Origin of the sequence: Streptomyces sp. NPDC008139 (assembly GCF_042957025.1) — a bacterium.
GTDB lineage: Bacteria > Actinomycetota > Actinomycetes > Streptomycetales > Streptomycetaceae > Actinacidiphila.
The window spans coordinates 250,102-270,219 of record NZ_JBIBHM010000005.1 but is presented as its reverse complement, the minus strand read 5'-3'; the positions used below and the strand labels follow the sequence as shown (position 1 = coordinate 270,219).

At 70.7% G+C, this 20,118-nt stretch carries 23 protein-coding genes and 1 riboswitch; of the genes, 5 read left to right on the top strand and 18 right to left on the bottom strand.

Features of this window, described 5'->3' with window-relative positions:
- Positions 1-53 precede the first annotated feature (53 nt).
- From ACFZBB_RS12515 to ACFZBB_RS12505, 3 genes are all read right to left on the bottom strand, one after another.
- Positions 54-458: a VOC family protein gene (locus ACFZBB_RS12515; protein ID WP_391120541.1), complete on the bottom strand. Its 405-nt coding sequence runs from the start codon at positions 456-458 to the stop codon at positions 54-56.
- A 52-nt stretch (positions 459-510) separates the two neighbouring features.
- Entirely contained in the window at positions 511-930 is a 420-nt protein-coding gene (locus ACFZBB_RS12510; RefSeq protein WP_391121092.1) for a helix-turn-helix domain-containing protein, read from the bottom strand.
- Positions 931-1,123: 193 nt separating this feature from the next.
- Complete coding sequence (locus ACFZBB_RS12505; protein ID WP_391120539.1) at positions 1,124-1,834, bottom strand: copper homeostasis protein CutC; 711 nt, start codon at positions 1,832-1,834, stop codon at positions 1,124-1,126.
- 60 nt (positions 1,835-1,894) lie between these two features.
- On the opposite strand from ACFZBB_RS12505, the gene ACFZBB_RS12500 reads away from it, so the two are divergent.
- Positions 1,895-2,575, top strand: a complete 681-nt coding sequence (locus ACFZBB_RS12500; protein ID WP_391120537.1) for a hypothetical protein — start codon at positions 1,895-1,897, stop codon at positions 2,573-2,575.
- Positions 2,576-2,590: 15 nt separating this feature from the next.
- On the opposite strand, the gene ACFZBB_RS12495 is transcribed toward ACFZBB_RS12500, so the two are convergent.
- Together ACFZBB_RS12495 and ACFZBB_RS12490 are read right to left on the bottom strand one after the other, a co-directional pair.
- Entirely contained in the window at positions 2,591-2,857 is a 267-nt protein-coding gene (locus tag ACFZBB_RS12495) for a DUF4031 domain-containing protein (RefSeq protein WP_355337366.1), read from the bottom strand.
- A 25-nt stretch (positions 2,858-2,882) separates the two neighbouring features.
- Positions 2,883-3,236 (bottom strand): hypothetical protein, encoded by a 354-nt coding sequence (locus ACFZBB_RS12490; RefSeq protein WP_391043064.1) that lies wholly within the window; start codon positions 3,234-3,236, stop codon positions 2,883-2,885.
- An 89-nt stretch (positions 3,237-3,325) separates the two neighbouring features.
- Here ACFZBB_RS12490 and ACFZBB_RS12485 point away from each other — a divergent pair, with 89 nt between their 5' ends.
- Complete coding sequence (locus ACFZBB_RS12485; RefSeq protein ID WP_391043062.1) at positions 3,326-4,294, top strand: SIS domain-containing protein; 969 nt, start codon at positions 3,326-3,328, stop codon at positions 4,292-4,294.
- A gap of 40 nt (positions 4,295-4,334) precedes the next feature.
- A complete protein-coding gene (gene murQ, locus ACFZBB_RS12480) occupies positions 4,335-5,279 on the top strand; it encodes an N-acetylmuramic acid 6-phosphate etherase (RefSeq protein WP_355337360.1) in 945 nt (314 codons plus the stop codon).
- Positions 5,280-5,297: 18 nt separating this feature from the next.
- Here murQ and ACFZBB_RS12475 read toward each other — a convergent pair whose 3' ends face one another.
- From ACFZBB_RS12475 to thrC, 11 genes are all read right to left on the bottom strand, one after another.
- Positions 5,298-6,062, bottom strand: coding sequence for an enoyl-CoA hydratase-related protein (locus tag ACFZBB_RS12475; RefSeq protein ID WP_391121089.1), 765 nt, complete (start codon positions 6,060-6,062; stop codon positions 5,298-5,300).
- A gap of 47 nt (positions 6,063-6,109) precedes the next feature.
- Positions 6,110-7,021 carry a cytochrome P450 gene (locus tag ACFZBB_RS12470; protein ID WP_391120535.1) on the bottom strand — a complete coding sequence of 304 codons (912 nt, stop codon included), beginning with the start codon at positions 7,019-7,021 and terminating at the stop codon, positions 6,110-6,112.
- 594 nt (positions 7,022-7,615) lie between these two features.
- A complete protein-coding gene (locus ACFZBB_RS12465; RefSeq protein ID WP_391120533.1) occupies positions 7,616-8,965 on the bottom strand; it encodes a cytochrome P450 in 1,350 nt (449 codons plus the stop codon).
- A gap of 54 nt (positions 8,966-9,019) precedes the next feature.
- Complete coding sequence (locus tag ACFZBB_RS12460; protein WP_391120531.1) at positions 9,020-9,637, bottom strand: ATP/GTP-binding protein; 618 nt, start codon at positions 9,635-9,637, stop codon at positions 9,020-9,022.
- On the bottom strand, positions 9,612-9,986 hold the full coding sequence (locus ACFZBB_RS12455) for a DUF742 domain-containing protein (RefSeq protein ID WP_355337348.1): 375 nt from the start codon (positions 9,984-9,986) through the stop codon (positions 9,612-9,614). Before ACFZBB_RS12455 ends, ACFZBB_RS12460 begins: the two co-directional genes overlap by 26 nt.
- On the bottom strand, positions 9,983-10,387 hold the full coding sequence (locus ACFZBB_RS12450) for a roadblock/LC7 domain-containing protein (protein WP_391121086.1): 405 nt from the start codon (positions 10,385-10,387) through the stop codon (positions 9,983-9,985). The genes ACFZBB_RS12455 and ACFZBB_RS12450 overlap by 4 nt, the downstream gene beginning before the upstream one ends.
- A gap of 8 nt (positions 10,388-10,395) precedes the next feature.
- Positions 10,396-11,577 (bottom strand): ATP-binding protein, encoded by a 1,182-nt coding sequence (locus ACFZBB_RS12445; protein WP_355337346.1) that lies wholly within the window; start codon positions 11,575-11,577, stop codon positions 10,396-10,398.
- Between the two features lie 297 nt (positions 11,578-11,874).
- Positions 11,875-13,500 (bottom strand): chaperonin GroEL, encoded by a 1,626-nt coding sequence (groL, locus tag ACFZBB_RS12440; protein WP_188285378.1) that lies wholly within the window; start codon positions 13,498-13,500, stop codon positions 11,875-11,877.
- 308 nt (positions 13,501-13,808) lie between these two features.
- The gene (locus ACFZBB_RS12435; protein ID WP_093715500.1) at positions 13,809-14,015 is read right to left on the bottom strand and encodes a cold-shock protein; all 207 of its coding nucleotides are present in this window, start codon (positions 14,013-14,015) and stop codon (positions 13,809-13,811) included.
- Between the two features lie 476 nt (positions 14,016-14,491).
- Entirely contained in the window at positions 14,492-14,767 is a 276-nt protein-coding gene (locus tag ACFZBB_RS12430) for a MoaD/ThiS family protein (RefSeq protein ID WP_188285379.1), read from the bottom strand.
- Positions 14,764-16,056 (bottom strand): threonine synthase, encoded by a 1,293-nt coding sequence (gene thrC, locus ACFZBB_RS12425; protein ID WP_391120528.1) that lies wholly within the window; start codon positions 16,054-16,056, stop codon positions 14,764-14,766. The genes ACFZBB_RS12430 and thrC overlap by 4 nt, the downstream gene beginning before the upstream one ends.
- A gap of 17 nt (positions 16,057-16,073) precedes the next feature.
- A riboswitch (SAM riboswitch) is annotated at positions 16,074-16,203 on the bottom strand.
- 195 nt (positions 16,204-16,398) lie between these two features.
- Here thrC and ACFZBB_RS12420 point away from each other — a divergent pair.
- Entirely contained in the window at positions 16,399-17,367 is a 969-nt protein-coding gene (locus tag ACFZBB_RS12420) for a glucosyl-3-phosphoglycerate synthase (RefSeq protein WP_391120526.1), read from the top strand.
- 117 nt (positions 17,368-17,484) lie between these two features.
- Entirely contained in the window at positions 17,485-18,906 is a 1,422-nt protein-coding gene (locus tag ACFZBB_RS12415; RefSeq protein ID WP_391120524.1) for a trehalose-6-phosphate synthase, read from the top strand.
- 15 nt (positions 18,907-18,921) lie between these two features.
- On the opposite strand, the gene otsB is transcribed toward ACFZBB_RS12415, so the two are convergent.
- The gene (gene otsB / locus ACFZBB_RS12410; RefSeq protein ID WP_391043051.1) at positions 18,922-19,764 is read right to left on the bottom strand and encodes a trehalose-phosphatase; all 843 of its coding nucleotides are present in this window, start codon (positions 19,762-19,764) and stop codon (positions 18,922-18,924) included.
- Between the two features lie 71 nt (positions 19,765-19,835).
- Positions 19,836-20,072, bottom strand: a complete 237-nt coding sequence (locus ACFZBB_RS12405; protein WP_391120522.1) for a DUF3263 domain-containing protein — start codon at positions 20,070-20,072, stop codon at positions 19,836-19,838.
- Positions 20,073-20,118 lie beyond the last annotated feature (46 nt).

Sequence of the window (20,118 nt, the reverse complement as noted above, 5' to 3'; positions counted from 1 at the left end):
GGTCTCGGCCGCTGACGGCGCCCGACTGACCGCGCCTGGCGCGCCGCTCCGCGCTACGACTGCTCGATGCGGAAGAAGTTGCCCGCCGGATCCCGTACGGCGCCGTCCCGTACCCCCCACGGCTGACTGGCGGGCTCCTGGAGCACCTCGGCCCCCGCCGCCCCCGCGACGGCCTCGAACGTCGCGTCGAGGTCGTCGCTGCGGAAGTGCAACGGCCGCAGTTCCCCCTTGGCCAGCAGCGCCGCCAGCGTGTCCCCGTCCTCCTTCGACCGCCCCGCGTGCGGCTGCGACAGCACGATCTGGATCTCCGGCTGGCTCTTGGTCGTCAGCGTGATCCACCGGAACCCGTCGTGCTCGACCTCATTGCGCACGGTGAGACCGAGGGTGTCCCGGTAGAAGACGAGGGCGGCGTCGGGGTCGTCGACGAGGACGTGCACGGCACTGATGGAAACGGTCATACGGCCGATGCTAGGGCCTGTCCGGCCGATACCGGAGGCGACGGGCGCGGCGTCAGAGCGGCGAGCGCGCGGCGGCGCCGCCCGTCTTGCGGGGGCGGGTCACCAGCATGACCTGGCAGCCGGGGACGACCTCCAAGTCGCTGTGGTCGCGGGCGCGGTAGGCGCTGGGGGTCTCGCCGACGATCTGGGTGAAGCGGGCGGAGAAGGAGCCCAGGCTGGTGCAGCCGACGGCGAAGCAGGCGTCGGTGACGCTGACGTCGCCGCGCCGTAGGAGGGCGGTGGCGCGCTCGATGCGGCGGGTCATGAGGTAGGAGTACGGGGTCTCGCCGTACGCCGCGCGGAACTGGCGGCTGAAGTGGCCGGTCGACATCAGCGCGGTCCGGGCCAGGGCCGGGACGTCGAGCGGCTCGGCGTACTCGCGGTCCATACGGTCGCGGGCACGCCGAAGAAGCCGCAGTTCGTCCAGGTCCATGACGCTCATGGCTCCATTGTGGCGCGGGGGTACGACAACGCCGGTACGCGCCCCGGACCAGGCGCACCGGACCGGAGCCGCCGGTCCCGCCGGACGGCGGGGGCGGCCGAGGCGGCGCGCCCGCAGACGCACGGCTCCCGTCCGCCGGACGGCGGGACCGTCCGGGGCGGCGCGGCGGCCGTACCGCCGTGCCTCAGGAGACCGCGACCGGGGTGTCCAGGGCGGTGCGCCAGCGGGCGACGGCGCGGACGTCGACCGGGGAGGTCCAGCCCGCGGGGCGCACGGCGCCGCCGACGTGGAAGCCGTCGAGCCCCGCGCCGCGCAGGTGCGGCACATGGTCAAGGAGCAGGCCGCCGCCGACGAGGAGCTGGGGTTCGTACCCCGGCTCGCCGGTGCGCGCGGCCTCGTCGCAGAGCACCGAGAGCCCGGCGGGCACGCCGTCCGCGGCGCCCGCGGTGAGGTACGTGTCGAGGCCCGGCAGCCCGGCGAGCTGGAGGCGGAGCGCGTCGCGGTCGGCGGCGCGGTCGATGGCCCGGTGGAAGGTCCAGCGGCAGCCGTCGATGACGTCGACCAGCGCGTGCACGGCGTCGAGGTCGGCGCGCCCGCCGTCGTCGAGGAAGCCGAGGACGAACTCGTCGGCGCCCTCGGACCGCAGGGACTGCGCGGCGGCGCACAGGGCGTCGAGGTCGCGCGCGTCCCCGGCGCTGAATCCGTCGGACAGCCGCAGCATGACGCGCAGCGGGATGTCGACGGCCGCCCTGACCGCCCCGAAGGTGGCGCGGGAGGGGGTGAGCCCGTCCGCGGCCATGTCGGTGACCAGTTCGAGGCGGTCCGCGCCGCCGTCCCGGGCCGCTACGGCATCGTCCGCGCCGAGGGCGATCACCTCGAAGATTGGTCTAGACATATGAGCAAGGGTGCCACATGCGTCACTCCCGCGCGAGACGTGTAGCGCACAATTACCGGCATGTCCTTCACGCCCGCCGCCCCTCACCCCCGCTACGACGCCCTGCTCGCCGAGTGGTGCGACCTGCTGCGCCGCTGCCAGGAGCCGACAGCGGACGACGCGCCCGCCCCCGACCCCGCGCCGTACGGCGCCGATCTGCTCGGCCGATGGGCCGAACCGCAGCGGCGCTACCACACGCTGGACCATCTCCAGGCGGTCCTGGACCACGCCACCGAACTGACCGCGTACGCCGACGATTCCGACGCGGTGGCCCTCGCCGCCTGGTTCCACGACGCGGTCTACCGCCCCGACCGCTCGGAGAACGAGGAGCGCAGCGCCCACCTCGCCGAACGCGCCCTACCCGAGGCGGGCGTGGCCGCCGACCGCACCGCCGAAGTCGCCCGCCTGGTGCGTCTGACGGTCACCCACGACCCGGCCGAGGGCGACCACAACGGCGAGGTCCTCTGCGACGCCGACCTCGCCGTCCTGGCCGGCGACCCCGCCGCCTACGCGGCCTACGCCGCCGCCGTCCGCTCCGAGTACGCCTTCGTGCCCGACGACGCCTTCCGCACCGGCCGCGCCGCCGTCCTGCGCCAACTCCTCGCCCTCCCCGCCCTGTTCCGCACCCCCTACGGCAGGGACCAGTGGGAACGCACGGCCCGCCGCAATCTGACGACGGAACTGGAGCTGCTCACGGCCTGACGGAGCTGGAGCTGCTCACGGCCTGACGTATTTGCGCCGCCGCAGGCCCGCGGCGGTCAGCAGGCGGACGATCTCCTTGCTGCCGGTCTCGACCGCGCCGAGGGCGACCGCGTCGGCGTACCGCTCGGAGGGGATGTCGTAGTGGTCGCGTTCGAAGGCGCGGGACGGGGCGCCGAGGCGGGCCGCGAAGGCGTGCAGTTCGGCGTAGGAGACGTCGCTGACCAGGTGCGACCAGTGGCGGCCGTGGCCGGGCCAGGTCGGCGGGTCGATGTAGAGGGTCATGAGGGGTCCGACTCGGCGTAGTGGGTCATACCGGGTTCACCGGGGTCAGGGCGCCGACGGGGGCGACGACGGCGCCGCGGGCCTCGCAGACCCAGTGCGGGTCGGGGCCGAGTTCGGGTTCGACGGCCAGGGCGTGCGGGTCGTCGCAGTCCGGGCACAGCGGCCAGCGCCCGTAGCGTTCGAGCAGGGCGTCCTGGACGTCCTGGGCGAGCAGCCCGGGGATGTACTCCGCGCCGTCCGGCCACTGCTCCAGCCACCAGCGGCGCTTGCTGACGGCATCCTCGACCAGCGAGACGATGTCGGCCTCCGCGACACCGCGGGCGCTGAGGTCGGACAGCACGAGAGCTCGGGCACCATGCAGCACGGTTTCACCTTCCATCCCTCCATTGTCGCAAGCCCGGCGGACGCGGACGCCGTGATCGGCGGGTGCCTTGACGTACGGCCGTCTCTGAAAATACCTTTCAGAAGGTGACCTATAGCGTGAAGGAAACTTTCTCCCCGAGCGTCCGCGCCCTCCGCGGCGTGTCCGGCGCGCCCGTCCTCCCCGTCACGCCCCCCGACCCGGGGGCCCTCGCCGCCAAGGTCCGCACCCTCGCGCCGTCGATGACCCGGTCCATGCACCGGGTCGCGGAAGCCGTCGCGGGTGATCCGGCGGGCTGTGCCCATCTGACCGTCACGGCGCTCGCGGTGCGCACCGGCACCAGCGAGGCGACCGTCGTCCGCACCGCCCGGCTGCTGGGCTACCCCGGCTACCGCGATCTGCGGCTGGCGCTGGCCGCGCTCGCCGCCCAGCAGGCCACCGGGGCGCCGCCCGCCGTCACCGCCGACATCGCCGTCGACGACCCGCTCGCCGACGTGGTCACCAAGCTGGCCATGGAGGAGCAGCAGACCCTCGCCGACACCGCCGCCCAGCTCGACATGGGCCAACTGGAGGCCGCCGTCGCCGCGTTGGCCGCCGCCCGGCGGACCGACATCTACGGGATAGCCGCGTCCGCGCTGGTCGGCCAGGACCTGGCGCAGAAGCTGCTGCGGATCGGCCTGATCGCGCACGCGCACGCCGACCCGCACCTGGCGGTCACCAACGCCGTACAGCTCAAGCCGGGCGATGTGGCCCTGGCCATCACGCACTCGGGCAGTACGCACGACGTCATCGAGCCGCTGCGGGCCGCGTTCGACCGGGGGGCGACGACCATCGCCATCACCGGCCGGGCGGACGGCGCGGTCACGCAGTACGCCGATCTGGTCCTGACCACGTCCACCTCCCGCGAGAGCGAGCTGCGGCCCGCCGCGATGTCCAGTCGTACGAGTCAGCTCCTCGTCGTCGACTGTCTGTTCATCGGCGTCGCGCAGCGCACCTACGAGACCGCGGCCCCGGCGCTGTCCGCCTCGTACGAAGCGCTCGCGCACCGGCACAGTCCCCGCTCGGGCCGCGCCTGACGGCCGGTCCGCACCACTCCACGACCCCCACAGCAGAAGGATGAACGAGCCGCATATGTCGCACTACACCGAGCTGCGCCGCGAGCTGGAGACCCTCACCACCGAGGCGTTCCGGCCCGAGCTCGCCGAGATCGACCGGATGCCCACCCTGGAGATCGCGCGGACCATGAACGGTGAGGACGCCACCGTTCCGGCCGCGGTCGCCGGGCAGTTGCCCGTGATCGCCGCCGCCATCGACGGGATCGCCGCCCGGATGGAACGCGGCGGACGGCTGATCTACGCGGGCGCCGGTACGGCGGGCAGGCTCGGCGTGCTCGACGCGAGCGAGTGCCCGCCGACCTTCAACACCACGCCGGGACGCGAGGTGCTCGGACTGATCGCGGGCGGCCCGTCCGCGATGATCACCTCCATCGAGGGCGCGGAGGACAGCAAGGAGCTGGCCGCCGCCGACCTCGCCGCACTCGGACTGACCCCGGCCGACAGCGTCGTCGGCGTCTCCGCCTCCGGGCGCACGCCCTACGCGGTCGGCGCGGTGGAGTACGCGCGCGCCACCGGGGCGCTCACCGTGGGCCTGTCCTGCAACGCGGACTCGCCGCTCGCGGCGGCGGCCGACCACGGCATCGAGGTCGTCGTCGGGCCCGAACTGATCGCCGGTTCCACCCGGTTGAAGTCCGGCACCGCGCAGAAGCTCGTGCTCAACATGCTCTCGACCATCACGATGATCCGGCTCGGCAAGACGTACGGGAACCTCATGGTCGACGTGCGGGCCTCCAACGAGAAGCTTCGGGCACGCTCGCGGCGGATCGTCGCGCTGGCCACCGGTGCGGACGAGGAGGCGATCGAGGACGCGCTGACCGCCACCGACGGCGAGGTCAAGCACGCCATCTTGACGCTGCTCGCCCATGTGGACGCGGCCACGGCGGCCCGGCTGCTGACGGAGTCGGGCGGCCACCTGCGGCAGGCGCTGGAGGCCGCGCCGAAGTAGCCGCGCGGGAACGGGAGTTCACGGGCGCTTGGCGGACTCGGCCGCCATCAGCACCGAGGCCAGCCATTCGCCGTCGAAGAGGGTGGCGTCCGCCAGGCGGTGGGCGCCGCCGTACGCGTTGAGCATCGTCTTGGCGGCGCGCAGCGCGGCCGGGGAGCGGCGGAGCATCGGCCGCGCCCACTGGTCGACGGCGGCGTCCAGCTCGGCCTCGGGCACGGCCTTGTGCAGGACGGACAGCTCGACGGCCCTGACCGCGTCGAACGCCTCGCCGGTGAGGACGAGTTCGCGGATGCGGGCGGCTCCCACCTCGTTGAGCAGCCGGGGCAGGATGCCGCCCCAGGCGGGCGGCAGGCCCAACGCCAGTTCGGGCAGCCGGAACCGGCTGGTGTCGGCGCCGACCCGCAGGTCGCAGAACATCGCGAGCGCCACGCCCGCGCCGATCACGTCGCCGTGCACCCGCGCGACGGTGACGGCGCCGAGCGTGGCGAGCGCCTCGCACACCTGCCGCGCCTTGTTGCCCATGGTGCGCAGGCCGGACCCCGTGGGGTCGGCGGCCAGCGACTCGGCGAATTCCCTGCGGTCGCCGCCGAGGCAGAAGTGCTCGCCGGCGCCGGAGAGTTCGAGCACCCGTATGCCGGGGTGGTCCTGCACCGAGCGGAGTACGGCGAGCAGTTCGTCCAGGACCGGGCCGGTGACGGCGTTCCCGGTCTCCGGGGTGTTCAGCCGTACGCGCAGCAGCGCTCCTTCCTGGCTGACGCGCAGGACCTTGAAGTAGTTCATCATGCTGTCGTTCGCCACCGGTTCTCTCGTACGGTCGTGCCGTGTGCGGCCTACAGGTCTCTGGGGCCCGCCTGTTCGGGTACGCGGGCGGACGCGGAGTCGGACACCGTCAGTGTCGTCATCCGCCGGAAGGCGACCCGCGGCGCCCACTCGGGGTCGCGGTGGACGCTCAGTCCCGGCAGCTTCCTGAGCAGCGCGGTCAGCAGCGCGGTGGCCTCCATCCTGGCCAGCGGGGCGCCGACGCAGTAGTGGATGCCGCCGCCGAAGCTGAGGTGGCTGACCTTGCGGCGGATGTCGAAGATGTGCGGGTCGGCGTACTGCGCGGGGTCGTGGTTGGCGGCGGCGAGCATCAGGTGGACGGTCTCGTCCTTGGGCACCTCGATGCCCGCGAGCGTCATGTCGTCGCCCGCGACCCGCGTCACGACGTGTATCGGCGGGTCGTAGCGCAGCACCTCCTCGACCGCGCCGGGGATGTCCTGCGGGTGGGCGCGCAGCCAGCCCATCTGGCGGGGGTGCTCGGCGATCAGCCACGCCATGGTGGACAGCAGATTGGAGGTGGTCTCCAGGGCGGCGAGCACCACCAGCAGCGCGAGGTAGTAGACGGCCTCGTCGGCGCGGTCGCGGTCCGGCTCCAGTTCGTCCCAGGTGCGCAGCCACTGCGAGACCGGGTCGTCCCCCGGCGACCTGCGCCTTTCACGCACCAACGCGGCGAAGTACTGGTGCAGTGTCACGGTGGCTTCGTCGGAGATCGCGAGCTGGCTCGGGGTGGGCAGCAGCTCCTGGGTGAACACCTGGGCGTGGGTCAAGTCCCGCAAAAGAGGGAAGTCAGCGGAAGGCAAACCCATCCACTCTCCTATCGTGCGCACCGGCAGCTCCTCGCTCACCAGTGACACAAAATCGGCCACTCCGTCACGCAGGTGTTCCGCGAGCCGGCCGACCAGGCGGTCCGTCGTCTTTTCCACCGATATCCGAATGTCACCGAGCGCCCTCCGGTCGAACATATTTCCGACCGAGCGGCGCATCATTGTGTGATGCGGTGGATTGAGCCGGACCAGAGTCTGGCCGATCTGCCGTGAGGAAGGCGCGCTCCAGCGCGTTCCCTGGCCTTGCCTGGCGGCCCATTCGTTGTCGGTCACACGCCAGGACCGGTCCCTCAGCACCTGGTCGCTGAGGCCGAACGACGTGACCAGGTGGCCACCCCAGGGCGCCGGGACGACATCCCCCATCGAGCGAAGCTCGTCGTAAAGAGGCAGCGGACTTTCCTGTCCGCCGGGCTTACGGAGTCGGGAAAAAAGTGATACAACTCTTCGCCGGTCGGTGGGGGCGACCGAATACGGTGTGACCATGGCGGCATTTCTCCTTGGTCCTCAATGCCAGGCCTGATTGACCTGTCCTGCATACCCCGGGCACGAGATGCGTATCCGATCGGACACTGCTTGTAATTGTGGCAAGCGTCACACCGTCGGCGATGGTTTCCGGCCAGGTCCGTTCTTTATCGAAACCGGCCGACCGTAAAGCCACGGTCGGCCGGTTTTCGACTTGTGCGTCGTCGCGTGTTACGCCTTGAGCCAGTTGAGGAACGAGCTCCAGCGGCTGGCCGCCTTCGGCTTGCCCTGCCCGTGGTCGGCCGGGGCCTGGCCCGCCTGGCTCTCCTCCGAGCGGACCGGCTGCCGCGCCGGGGTGAACCGGGCGGGCAGCGAGGTGAGCGCGCGGTGGAAGGGACCCGGACGCCAGGTCAGGCTCTCCACCGGCACCGCCAGGTCGATGTCCGGCAGCGTGTTGAGCAGCTTCTCGATGGCCCGCAGCGAGATCAGCGTGGCCGGGTCCTTGGCCGGGCAGACATGGGGGCCCGCGCCCCAGCCCAGGTGTGCCCGCTTGCTCATCGTCTGGCCGCCGCCGCCCAGGCTCGGGTCGGTGTTGGCCGCCGCGTAACTGATCACCACGGGGTCGCCCGCGCGCAGCGTGATCCCGGCGAGGTCCACGTCGTGCACCGGGTAGTGCACGCCGTAGTTGGCCATCGGCGGGTAGTTCCACAGCACGTCGTTGAGCGCGTCCTCGACCAGCAGGCCCGCCATGTGCTGGCTGTCGGCGTACTTGTCGTCGGACAGCAGCAGCCGCAGCGCGCTGGAGATCATGTTCTGCACCGGCTCGGTACCCGCGGCGATCATCGGGAAGAGCTGGTGGATCATCTCCTCGGTGGTCAGCGCGGAGCGGTGCTGCATCATCCAGGAGGTGATGTCCTCGCCCGGCGTGGTCCGCTTCAGCTCGACCAGTTCGACCAGCGCCCCGGTCAGCACCTCCAGCGACTTCTCGACATCGATGCCATCGAAGATGCCGGAGATCCCGAACACCAGCCGGTTGCCGATGTCCTCGGTGCAGCCGAAGAGGTCGTTGAAGACCAGCAGCGGCACCTGCTGCGCGTAGTCGGCGACCAGGTCGGCCCGCCCCTTGGCGCTGAACTGGCTGATCAGATACGAGGCGACCTGGTCGACGTGCCGGCTCAGCCGGTGCGAGTCGACCATGGCCAGGCTGTCGGTCGCCGCCTGCCGCAGCCGCATGTGCTCGGCGCCGTCGGAGAACAGCAGATTCGGCCGGTAGGCCATCATCCCCATCACCGGACTGTCCGCCGGTATCTGACCCTCGTTCATCGCGCGCCAGCGGCGCGAGTCGCGGGCGAAGGTGCCCGGGTTCTGGAGGACCCGCAGCGCCTCGGTGTAGTCCGTGACGAGTTCGGCCTCCACCCCCGGCGCCAGCTCCACCGGAGCACTCGGGCCGAACTGCCGCATGTAGGAGTAGAACGCCTCCGGAGCGGCGGCGAACTCCGGGCCGTACAGCGGCACACTCTGGCCGCTGTCGTGCGCGGGGCAGCCGGGCGGCGGGGCCTGGAAGTCCGGAGGGGTCTGCATGCCTGTGCTCCTCGTTGAAATACCTGAGCTACCTGAACTACCTGCGGTGACCTACTAGTTGAGGCGAGACTGCAAATACTGCACCAGAGCGATCAGTGAACCCGCCGATGACCGCTCGTCGCGTGCGTCGCACGAGACCACCGGGGTCTCGGGAAGCAGATCCAGCGCCTCGCGCACCTCTTCGAGCGAGTGCGGGGGCGCACCGTCGAAGCGGTTCACGGCGATGGCGTACGGCAGACCGTGCCGCTCCACGAGGTCCATCACGGGGAAGGACTCCTGGAGCCGGAGCGGGTCGACCAGCACGAGCGCGCCGAGCGCGCCGCGCGACAGGTCCTCCCACAGCCGCACGAACCGCTGCTGGCCCGGCGTACCGAACATGTACAGCACCAGTTCGTCGCTGAGGGTCAGCCGGCCGAAGTCCATCGCGACCGTGGTGGTGGTCTTGTTGGGCGCGCCCCTGAGGTCGTCGATGTCCGCGCTGGCCTGCGTCATCACTTCCTCGGTGCGCAGCGGCGGGATCTCCGACATGGTGCCGATGAACGTCGTCTTGCCCACGGCGAAGTGCCCGACCACGAGGATCTTGGCGACCGTCCGTACCGAACTGGGCAGATAGACGTTGTCGCGCGGCGTCTGGGGAGCACTGTCCCTATCCGAAGCGAGCCCGGAGCCCATGCAGCACCTCCTCCAGCAGTTCCCTCTCGACCAACTGCGCGCGGGGAACGGGTGCCCGCGCGAGCAGATACCCGTCCTCCACCAGATCCGACAGAAGGATCTTGACCACGCCCATCGGCAGCCCGGTGTGCGCGGCGATCTCCGCGACCGCGAGATAACCGCCCGAGCACAGTTCCATCACCCGCAGCTTCTCGGGATCAAGAACCCTTGTCCGGGGCGCGTTTTCGGATACGGCGACCAGTGTGATCATCGTGAAGCCGCCGTCGACCGGAAGCTCGCGACCGTTGGTGATCACATACGGACGCACTAATTCCGTGGCTTCTAACTCCAGCTCCGGTTCGCCCGTCAATTGACGTCAGCGTTCTCGCGAGGAGGTGTGGTCAGCACCTTGCCGAGTTGGCCGACGAGCTGCTGCATCCGGAAGGTGATCTCCGCGAGGTCCGCGTCCGGGGACGCGGAGACCGCGAGATAGGCGCCTTCACCTGCCGAGATGAGGAAGACCCAGCCGTGGTCGAACTCCACCAGGGTCTGCCGCCACTCCTGGCGGTGGTCGTCGCCGCCGACGAAGTCGGACACCGTACGGCTCAGCGACTGCATGCCGCTCATCGCCGCCGCGACGGTGTCGGCGTGGTCCCTGCCGACCTCGTTGGAGCGGGCCATCAGCAGGCCGTCGGCCGACACCAGGATCGCGTGCCGGGCCTCGGGCACCTCAAGGGCGCTGTCGAGCATCCACGACAGATCTCTTCCGATCATTGGGCTCATTGGGCGTCCTGCCCTTCGCTGCTCGCGCCGATGGAACGGCGGCCGGACTGAGTGCCCCGCTGGAACGCGCCCATGCGGGAGGCGACTTCGTGACTGTCGCGCACCGGCTCGGGCGCCCGCTCGACTCTGTCCCCGGCTCTGTCACCGGTTCTGTCGTCGGACCGCTCCTCGGCCGTGGGCACTATCGAGATCGGGTGCCGGAAGCGCCGCCGCTTGGGCAGGCCGCCGAAGGTGGTGGCGGGCACCACCGGCTCGGGTGCGCTCTGCTCCACCGGCTCGGACGCTTCACCCACGACGGGAGTCTCCTCGGGCTCGATGGTGGTGGTGAGGAGTTCGTCGGGGAGCAGCAGCACGGCGCGCACTCCGCCGTACGGCGAGGTGGAATCCACCGAGACGCTGAATCCGTAACGGTTGGCGAGTACGCCGATCACCGCGAAACCGAATTGCGGCGGATTTCCGAGGCCGGAAACACCCGGAGTGCGCTGGCCGGTGAGGAGTTCTCCCGCCAGCGTCTTCTCTTCGTCGCTCATGCCGACACCCGCGTCGTCGACGACGATGCAGACGCCCTTGGGCACGGGCTGGATATTGATTTCGATGGACGTTTCAGGGGCCGAATAACTCGTGGCGTTGTCGAGCAGTTCAGAAAGGGCGAGTGCGACCGGTTCGACCGCGCGGCTCACCACCGCGAAATTGCTCTGCGAACGGATTTCCACGCGCGTGAAATGCCGGATGCGGCCCTTGGCGCTGCGGACCACGTCGTAGACGGACGCCGCGTTCTTGCGGCGGCCGAGCCAGCCGTCGCAGAGCACGGCTATGGACTGGGCGCGCCGGGTGAACTGCGCGTTGCCGTGGTCCACGTCCAACAGGCCCTGGAGCGCCGCGTGCTCACCGTTCTCCCGCTGGAGCTTGGCGATGGCGACCTGCTGCTCGCCCGCCAGACCCTGGAGGGTCCGCATGGCGGCCTTGAGCACGCTCTTGGTGCCCTCCTCGGCCCGGCGTCTGGCCTCATCCACGATCTGCTCGCGGCCGACTTCCAGGGAGGCGCGGCGCGCCGACTGCTCGGCGAGCGCGGCACGGAGCTTCGCATTAGTTTTCCGGCTGAGCGCAATCGCGGTCGCGGCGACAGGAGTACCTGCGATCAGGCCCCAAAGTGCTGGATCATGTAAGTAGGACGTCATGAGGCTCTCTTCAGGCGAGGGGCCGCCATTTGCGGAATCTCTTTCAAATCCGAACAAAAATGCGGAACACTTGCGCATGACACTTGCCAAGCAATGAGAGCCTAGCAGCAGGTTTGACCCCGGTACCCCCCGTACTTGTCCTGCTACCGGCATCTGACGGTAATTCAAAATTGCCCCGTTTTGGGGCAGTCTTGGTGAATTGTTCCGAACAATGCACCGAACACAAAGACGGCACCCCCCGGGTGACCGGGGGGTGCCGTCGTGCGGTCCTGCTGATCCGGGCTCGCGCCCCGTGGATCAGAAGTCCATGTCACCGCCGGGCATGCCGCCCGGAGCGCCGCCGGGGGCGGCCTTCTCCGGCTTGTCGGCGATGACGGCCTCGGTGGTGAGGAACAGCGCGGCGATGGAGGCCGCGTTCTGGAGCGCGGAGCGCGTGACCTTCGCCGGGTCGATGATGCCCTCGGCGATCATGTCGACGTACTCACCGGTCGCGGCGTTGAGGCCGTGGCCGACGGGCAGGTTGCGCACCTTCTCGACGATGACGCCGCCTTCGAGACCACCGTTGACGGCGATCTGCTTCAGCGGGGCCTCCAGCGCGAGCTTCACGGCGTTGGCACCGGTCGCCTCGTCGCCCTCGAGCTCCAGCTTCTCGAAGACCGCGGTCGCCTGGAGCAGGGCCACGCCGCCACCGGCGACGATGCCCTCTTCCACGGCGGCCTTCGCGTTGCGCACCGCGTCCTCGATGCGGTGCTTGCGCTCCTTGAGCTCGACCTCGGTGGCGGCGCCGGCCTTGATGACGGCCACGCCGCCGGCCAGCTTCGCCAGGCGCTCCTGGAGCTTCTCGCGGTCGTAGTCCGAGTCGCTGTTGTCGATCTCGGCGCGGATCTGGTTGACCCGCCCGGCGACCTGGTCGCTGTCACCGGCACCGTCGACGATGGTGGTCTCGTCCTTGGTGATGACGACGGTACGGGCGCGGCCGAGCAGGTCCAGGCCCGCGTTCTCCAGCTTGAGGCCGACCTCTTCGGAGATGACGGTGCCACCGGTGAGGATGGCGATGTCGCCGAGCATGGCCTTGCGGCGGTCACCGAAGCCGGGCGCCTTGACGGCGACGGACTTGAAGGTGCCGCGGATCTTGTTGACCACCAGGGTCGACAGGGCCTCGCCCTCGACGTCCTCGGCGATGATCAGCAGCGGCTTGCCGGACTGCATGACCTTCTCCAGCAGCGGGAGCAGGTCCTTCACCGAGGAGATCTTGGAGTTGACGATCAGGATGTACGGGTCGTCGAGCGACGCCTCCATACGCTCCAGGTCGGTCGCGAAGTAGGCGGAGATGAAGCCCTTGTCGAAGCGCATGCCCTCGGTGAGCTCGAGCTCGAGCCCGAAGGTCTGCGACTCCTCGACGGTGATGACGCCTTCCTTGCCGACCTTGTCCATGGCCTCGGCGATCAGCTCGCCGATCTGGGTGTCGGCGGCGGAGATGGAGGCGGTCGAAGCGATCTGCTCCTTGGTCTCCACGTCCTTGGCCTGCTCCAGCAGAGCGGCGGAGACGGCCTCGACGGCCTTCTCGATGCCGCGCTTGAGGGCCATCGGGTTGGCGCCGGCCGCGACGTTGCGCAGGCCTTCCTTGACCAGGGCCTGGGCCAGGACGGTCGCGGTGGTGGTGCCGTCACCCGCGACGTCGTCGGTCTTCTTCGCGACCTCCTTGACCAGCTCGGCGCCGATCTTCTCGTACGGGTCCTCGAGCTCGATCTCCTTGGCGATGGACACACCATCGTTGGTGATCGTGGGGGCGCCCCACTTCTTCTCGAGGACGACGTTGCGGCCCTTCGGGCCGAGGGTGACCTTGACGGCGTCGGCGAGCTGGTTCATCCCGCGCTCGAGACCGCGCCGTGCCTCCTCGTCGAACGCGATGATCTTTGCCATGTGAAGTGTCCTCCGCGGACTGGGGTTCCCCCACCGGAGCAGGGGGCGACGGCTCGGACCGTGTGGTGCCCGCGACGGACGGCCGACCTGGTCGCCGGTTCCTTCCCGGCGGCCGGGCGGGCCTCACCGACCCGGTCCTTCAGCACTCTCACTAGGAGAGTGCTAACGCCAATGATTAGCACTCGACCCCATCGAGTGCAAGCGCCTGTGGACAACTCCGGGGCACGCACGAAGGGCCCGTCCCCTCAAAGAGGTACGGACCCTTGGTGCGTGAGTGCGTCGTGTCGGTCGCCGAGCGCGCCGGGCTGTCAGGCGGTGGCCAGCCGGACCATGTCCGCCTGCGGCCCCTTCTGACCCTGCGAGATCTCGAACTCGACCCGCTGGCCTTCTTCGAGGGTGCGGTAACCGTCCATCTGAATCGCGCTGTAGTGGACGAAGACATCCGCACCACCGTCGACCGCGATGAAGCCGTAGCCCTTCTCCGCGTTGAACCACTTGACGGTGCCCTGAGCCATTCCTAACTCCCCTATTACTGGCCCTATCGCGGCCCCGCACTCCGCGGGTCCGGGTCAGAACTCACCGCCGGGGAAGCCGTTGCCTGAGCGACAGGGGATCCCTGGTGGTGTGCGCCGGAACGCGTCGACCGCGGCTGAATGTATCTGCACGGATGCCCTCTGCAACAGGTCAATCGGACGAGAATTCGGGGAGCGACCGATCGGAAATACACCAGAATAGGGCGCTATGGCAGGGCATCTCGGACCGGACATACGTCGCCTAAGCGACAATCCACACGTGAATTTGGCGATAAATCGCCGCACCGACCGTTCGCGGCGGCAACTTGCCCGTGGCAACAGTACAACCTTTCAACTACCGCCCAGGACACGGCCGTTCGGCCAGGTCCGACCCCCGGACAGCACTGTGCCCCATCCACCGCAAAAGGGTGAACGGGGCACAAAACGGCAGGTGTAGCCAGGCCGTTACGAGAAGTTGATCAGCCGCCCGCTACCGCCGGAATGATCGAAACGCTCGCACCGTCGGGGACAGCGGTGGCGAGACCGTCGGAAAAGCGAACATCGTCGTCGTTGACATAGACGTTCACGAAACGACGGAGTTTTCCGGTGTCGTCGAGAACGCGCGCCGAAATGCCCGCGTGATTCTTCTCCAGCGAGTCGATCACCTCGGCCAGCGTGCCGCCCTCGGCCGGAACCTCGGCCTGGCCGCCGGTGTAGGTGCGGAGAATGGTGGGGATACGTACAGAAGCACTCATGCGAGGCCAGCCTCTCGGAACGCGTCAAGGGTCGGGCGGATGGTGGCGGTCGGGCCGGTGGTCGGTGCCACCGCGTCCAGGGTCTTCAGTCCGTCGCCGGTGTTGAGGACGACGGTCTCGGCGGCCGGGTCGAGCTGCCCGGTCTCGATCAGCTTCTTCAGCACCCCCACCGTCACCCCGCCCGCGGTCTCCGCGAAGATCCCCTCGGTGCGCGCGAGCAGCTTGATCGCGTCCACGACCTGCTCGTCGTTCACGTCGTCGACCGCGCCGCCGGTCCGCCGGGCGATGTCCAGCACGTACGGGCCGTCCGCCGGGTTGCCGATCGCCAGCGACTTGGCGATGGTGTCCGGCTTCACCGGCCGCACCACGTCGTGCCCCGCCTTGAACGCCGCCGAGACCGGCGAGCAGCCCTCGGCCTGGGCGCCGTAGATCTTGTACGGCTTGTCCTCGACCAGGCCGAGCTTGATCAGCTCACGCAGGCCCTTGTCGATCTTGGTGAGCTGGGAGCCGGACGCGATCGGGATCACCAGGTTGTCGGGGATGCGCCAGCCGAGCTGTTCGCAGATCTCGTACGCCAGGGTCTTGGAGCCCTCGCCGTAGTAGGGCCGCAGATTGACGTTGACGAAGCCCCAGCCCTCGCCGATCGGGTCGCCGATCAGCTCGGAGCAGAAGCGGTTCACGTCGTCGTACGAGCCCTCGATGCCGACCAGTTCGCCGCCGTAGACCGCGGCCATGACGACCTTGCCCGCCTCCAGGTCGTGCGGGATGAACACGCAGGAGCGGAAACCGGCGCGCGCGGCGGCGGCGCCGACGGCGCCCGCGAGGTTGCCGGTGGAGGAGCAGGAGAGCGTGGTGAGGCCGAAGGTGCGGGCGGCCTCCAGGGCGATGGCGACGACACGGTCCTTGAAGGAGTGCGTCGGGTTGCCGGAGTCGTCCTTGATGTGCAGGCCGCCGGTGATGCCCAGTTCACGGGCGAGGTTGTCGGCCTTGACGAGCTTGGTCCAGCCCGGGTGGAGGTTGGGCTTGTCGGTGACGTCGGCGGGGACCGGCAGCAGCGGCGCGTACCGCCAGATGCTGGTGGGTCCCGCCTCGATCCGCTTGCGCAGCGACTCGGGGTCGCCGAGCGGCAGGTCGTACGCCACTTCGAGGGGCCCGAAACACTCCTCGCAGGCGAAGATCGGGCTCAGCGGGAAGCGGGTGCCGCACTCCCGGCAGGACAGCGCGGAGGCCGGTCCGAAGGGGGGGGTGCTGGTGCTGTCGTGGGTGCTGGCGACGGTCTGCACAGCCATGATGGCGAGGCCCTTTCTCCTCATCTTCCTTGTGACGTACGTCGCCACAAGACGGAATTGGCACCTTCCCCACCGTGTGACCTCGCGGTCGGCGGGAGGGTTGCCGGGGCTTCAACGGGCCGTTCCCTCTGCCCCTCTGGATGAGCGGTATGGCGCCTGCCCGCCTTCAGTGCGGCGGCGACGCGTTTGTCCCGCGCTACGACCCCCGGCATGCGGCGGTCATACGCGTTGTTCAAGACTGTAACCGACAAGCGTGACAGTTGAGATAGTCGTCCGAACGGCGAGATGGCCGCTGGGGCGGCCGTCCGGCGCACTTCCACCGTACGAAAAGGGGACGGGACCGTGCTCGATGAGGTGGAGCGGTGGCTGGAGCGGCGGTCCTGGTCCGCCGCCGACCGGCCGCTCGACCTGCTGCTCGCCGCGAAGCGGGCGGCGGGGCCGCAGGGCACGGTCAGCGTGGTGCTGCCCGCGCTCGACGAGGAGGCGACGGTCGGCGAGATCGTCGCGGCGATCCGCCGCGACCTGATGACCGACGAGGTGCCGCTGGTCGACGAGCTGATCGTGGTCGACTCCGGCTCCCGCGACCGTACGGCGCAGGTCGCGGCGCGGGCCGGAGCGCGGGTGGTGCAGCGCGACGCGATCCTGCCGCGGCTGCCCACGCTGCCCGGCAAGGGCGAGGTGCTGTGGCGGTCGCTGCTGGTCACCAGCGGCGAGATCGTCTGCTTCGTGGACGCGGACCTGCGCTCGTTCGACTCGCGCTTCGTGTCGGGGATCGTCGGGCCGCTGCTCACCGAGCCGGACGTGGAGCTGGTCAAGGCGATGTACGACCGGCCGCTGGAGACCGGCGGCGCGGTGGTGCCGGCGGGCGGCGGCCGGGTCACCGAGCTGGTCGCCCGGCCGCTGCTCAATCTGCACTGGCCGCGGCTGGCGGGCTTCGTCCAGCCGCTGGGCGGGGAGTACGCGGCGCGGCGCTCGCTGCTGGAGCGGCTGCCGTTCCCCGTCGGGTACGGCGTGGAGCTGGGCATGCTCATCGACGCCCTGTCCCTGGCGGGGCTCGACGCGCTCGGGCAGGTGGACGTGGGCGTCCGGCACCACCGGCATCAGGACGGGCAGGCGCTCGGGCGGATGTCGGCCGCCATCTATCGCACGGCGAGCCTGCGGCTGTCCCGGGCGCCCCTGGTCCGCCCCCGCCTCACCCAGTTCCACCGGGACCCCTCCGGGGGGTTCACCCCGCTCACCCACCCCGTCGACGTCGACGAACGCCCGCCCATGGCTCACCTCCCCGAATACCTCGCCCGCCGCGCCGCCTGACGGCTCCCCCACCAGGCGCCTGTGCCCCCAGGGCCGCGGGGCTGACCGGCGCGATCTCCCGCGCAGGAGGAGGGTCCGGGACGTTTGGGGCGGAGCCCACGCGGCTAGGCTGGCGGCATGGTCGAAACGCGTGCGGCACGGATTCTGGTCGCTTCGAATCGGGGGCCGGTTTCGTATGCGCTGGGGGACGACGGGGAGCTGAGCAGCAGACGCGGCGGCGGCGGCCTGGTGTCGGGCCTGAGCGCGATCGGCCCCGAGGCGGACGCGGTGTGGGTGTGCGCGGCCCTGGGCGAGGGCGACCGTGAGGCGGTACGGCGCGGGGTCGGCGAGCCGGGCGCCCGGATGATCGCCGTCGAGGAGAGCGTCTTCGAGGCCGCGTACAACGACATCGCCAACTCGGTGCTGTGGTTCGTCCACCACCTGCTCTACCAGACGCCGTTCGAGCCGCTCTTCGACGAGGACTTCCGCGGCCAGTGGGCGGCGTACGAGGCGTACAACGAGGCGTTCGCCGAGGCGCTGGCGGAGGAGGCGGCGGACGGCGCGCACGTCCTGGTGCAGGACTACCACCTGTCGCTGGTCCCGGCGCTGCTCCGGGCCCGCCGCCCCGACCTGCGGATCGGCCACTTCACGCACACCCCGTGGGCGCCGCCGGACTACTTCCGGCTGCTGCCCGACGACATCGCCGCAGAACTGCTCGAAGGCATCCTCGGCGCGGACCGCGCCGCGTTCCTGACCCGCCGCTGGGCCGACGCCTTCGCCGCGTGCTGCGTCAGCGTGCTGGGCGCCACGCTCTCCGACGACGGCCGGGCGGTCACCCACCGCGGCCGTACGACCCGGCTCGGCGTGCACGGCCTCGGCGCCGACGGCGACTTCCTGCGCGAGCGCTCGCACCGCCCGGACGTCGCCGAGCGCATCACCCGGCTGCGGTCGGAGACGGGTCCTGACCGCAAGCTCATCGTGCGCGTGGACCGTACGGAACTGTCCAAGAACATCGTGCGCGGCCTGCTCGCCTACCGGCAGCTCCTCCAGGAGCACCCCGAATGGCTCAGCCGGGTCGTCCACGTCGCCTTCGCCTACCCCTCCCGGCAGGATCTCGCGGTCTACCGCGAGTACACCGAGGGGGTCGCCCGGCTGGCCGAGGAGATCAACGCCGAATTCGGCACGCCCGACTGGCAGCCGGTCCTGCTCAAGGTCGACGACGACTTCGCCCGCTCCCTGGCCGCCTACCGGCTCGCCGACGTGGCCCTGGTCAACCCGATCAGGGACGGCATGAACCTCGTCGCCAAGGAGGTCCCCGTCGTCTCCGACAACGGGGTGGCCCTGGTGCTGTCCCGCGAGGCGGGCGCCTTCGCCGAGCTGGGCGACGACGCGATCGTCGTCAACCCGTACGACATCCGCGAGACCGCCGCCGCCCTGCACACGGCCCTCACCCTCCCGGAGGCGGACCGCGCCGAGCGCACCAAGCGCCTCGCCGACGCGGCCACCGCGCTCCCCCCGTCCCGCTGGTTCCTGGACCAGTTGCACGCCCTGGACGGCTGAGCACCGGGTCCGGGCTCAGTCCAGGGCGTCCGCGAGGGCGTCGAGGAGGGAGACGACGCCCTCGGGCCCGGGGACCGCGAGGTCGGCGGCGCGGAGGACTTCCTCGGGCGTCTCGGGTGCGGCGCTGGCGACGAGCAGGCCGGGCAGGCCGTCCTCGCGCAGGGCCTGGACGGCGGCGAAGGCGGCGAGGTCGCCGAGGTCGTCACCCGCGTAGAGCACCGAGCCGGCGCCGACCTCGCGGAGGTAGGCGGCCAGGGCGACGCCCTTGTCCACGCCGGGCGGGCGCAGTTCGAGGACGAAGCGGCCGGGCTCGACCATGAGGCCGTGCCGGGCGGCGAGTTCGGCCAGCGGACCGCGCAGCGCCTCGAAGGCGGCGTCGGGGTCCTCGGCGCGGCGGGTGTGCACGGCGACCGCGCGGCCCTTGTCCTCGACCCAGGTGCCGCGCCAGGCGCCGTTGCGGTCGAGGAAGCCGGGCAGCTCGGCGCGGACCGAGGTCACGCCGGGGTGGTCGCCGGGGGTGTGGACGGAGCCGGTGGGCGCGTCCCAGCGCTCGGCGCCGTAGTGGCCGAGCACGACGAGGTGTTCGAGTCCCGCGACCCCGGCGAAGCCGCCGTAGCGTACGGCGACGCCCGCCGGGCGGCCGGTGACGACGGCGACGGCGGCGAGGTGCGGGGCGAGCCTGACGAGGGCGGGGACGGCGCCGGGGTGGGCGCGGGCCTGCTCGGGGTCGGGCACGATCGGGGCGAGGGTGCCGTCGAAGTCAAGGGCGACGACGGCGCGTTCCGGCCGCGCGAGCAGCGCCGCGAGACCTTCCTTTCCCTCGGGCGTGGTGGGGGCGGGGATGTCGGCGGAGGCCATGCAGCCGACCCTACCCGCGTCCCCCGGGCGCATGCCCGGCGTACGGTCGCACGCGCGCCCCGCGCGAGCCGTCAGCGCAGGTCGCGGCGGGCGTCGCGCTCCTTGCGCAGCCGGTTGACCGTCACCGGGTCGTGGGCGACGGCCCGGGGGTCGTCCAGCAGGGCGTTGAGGAGCTGGAAGTACGCGGTCGGGGACATGCCGAGGCGTTCGCGTATCGCCCGTTCGCGCGGTCCCGGTCCGGTCCAGGTGCGGGCGGCGATGGCCAGGACGGCGATGTCGCGCGGGGAGAGCGGTTCTTCCCGTGTCATGGCGCCCCTCTCCCCTGCCGGTGCGGTCGGGCCGTCGGCGTACCCG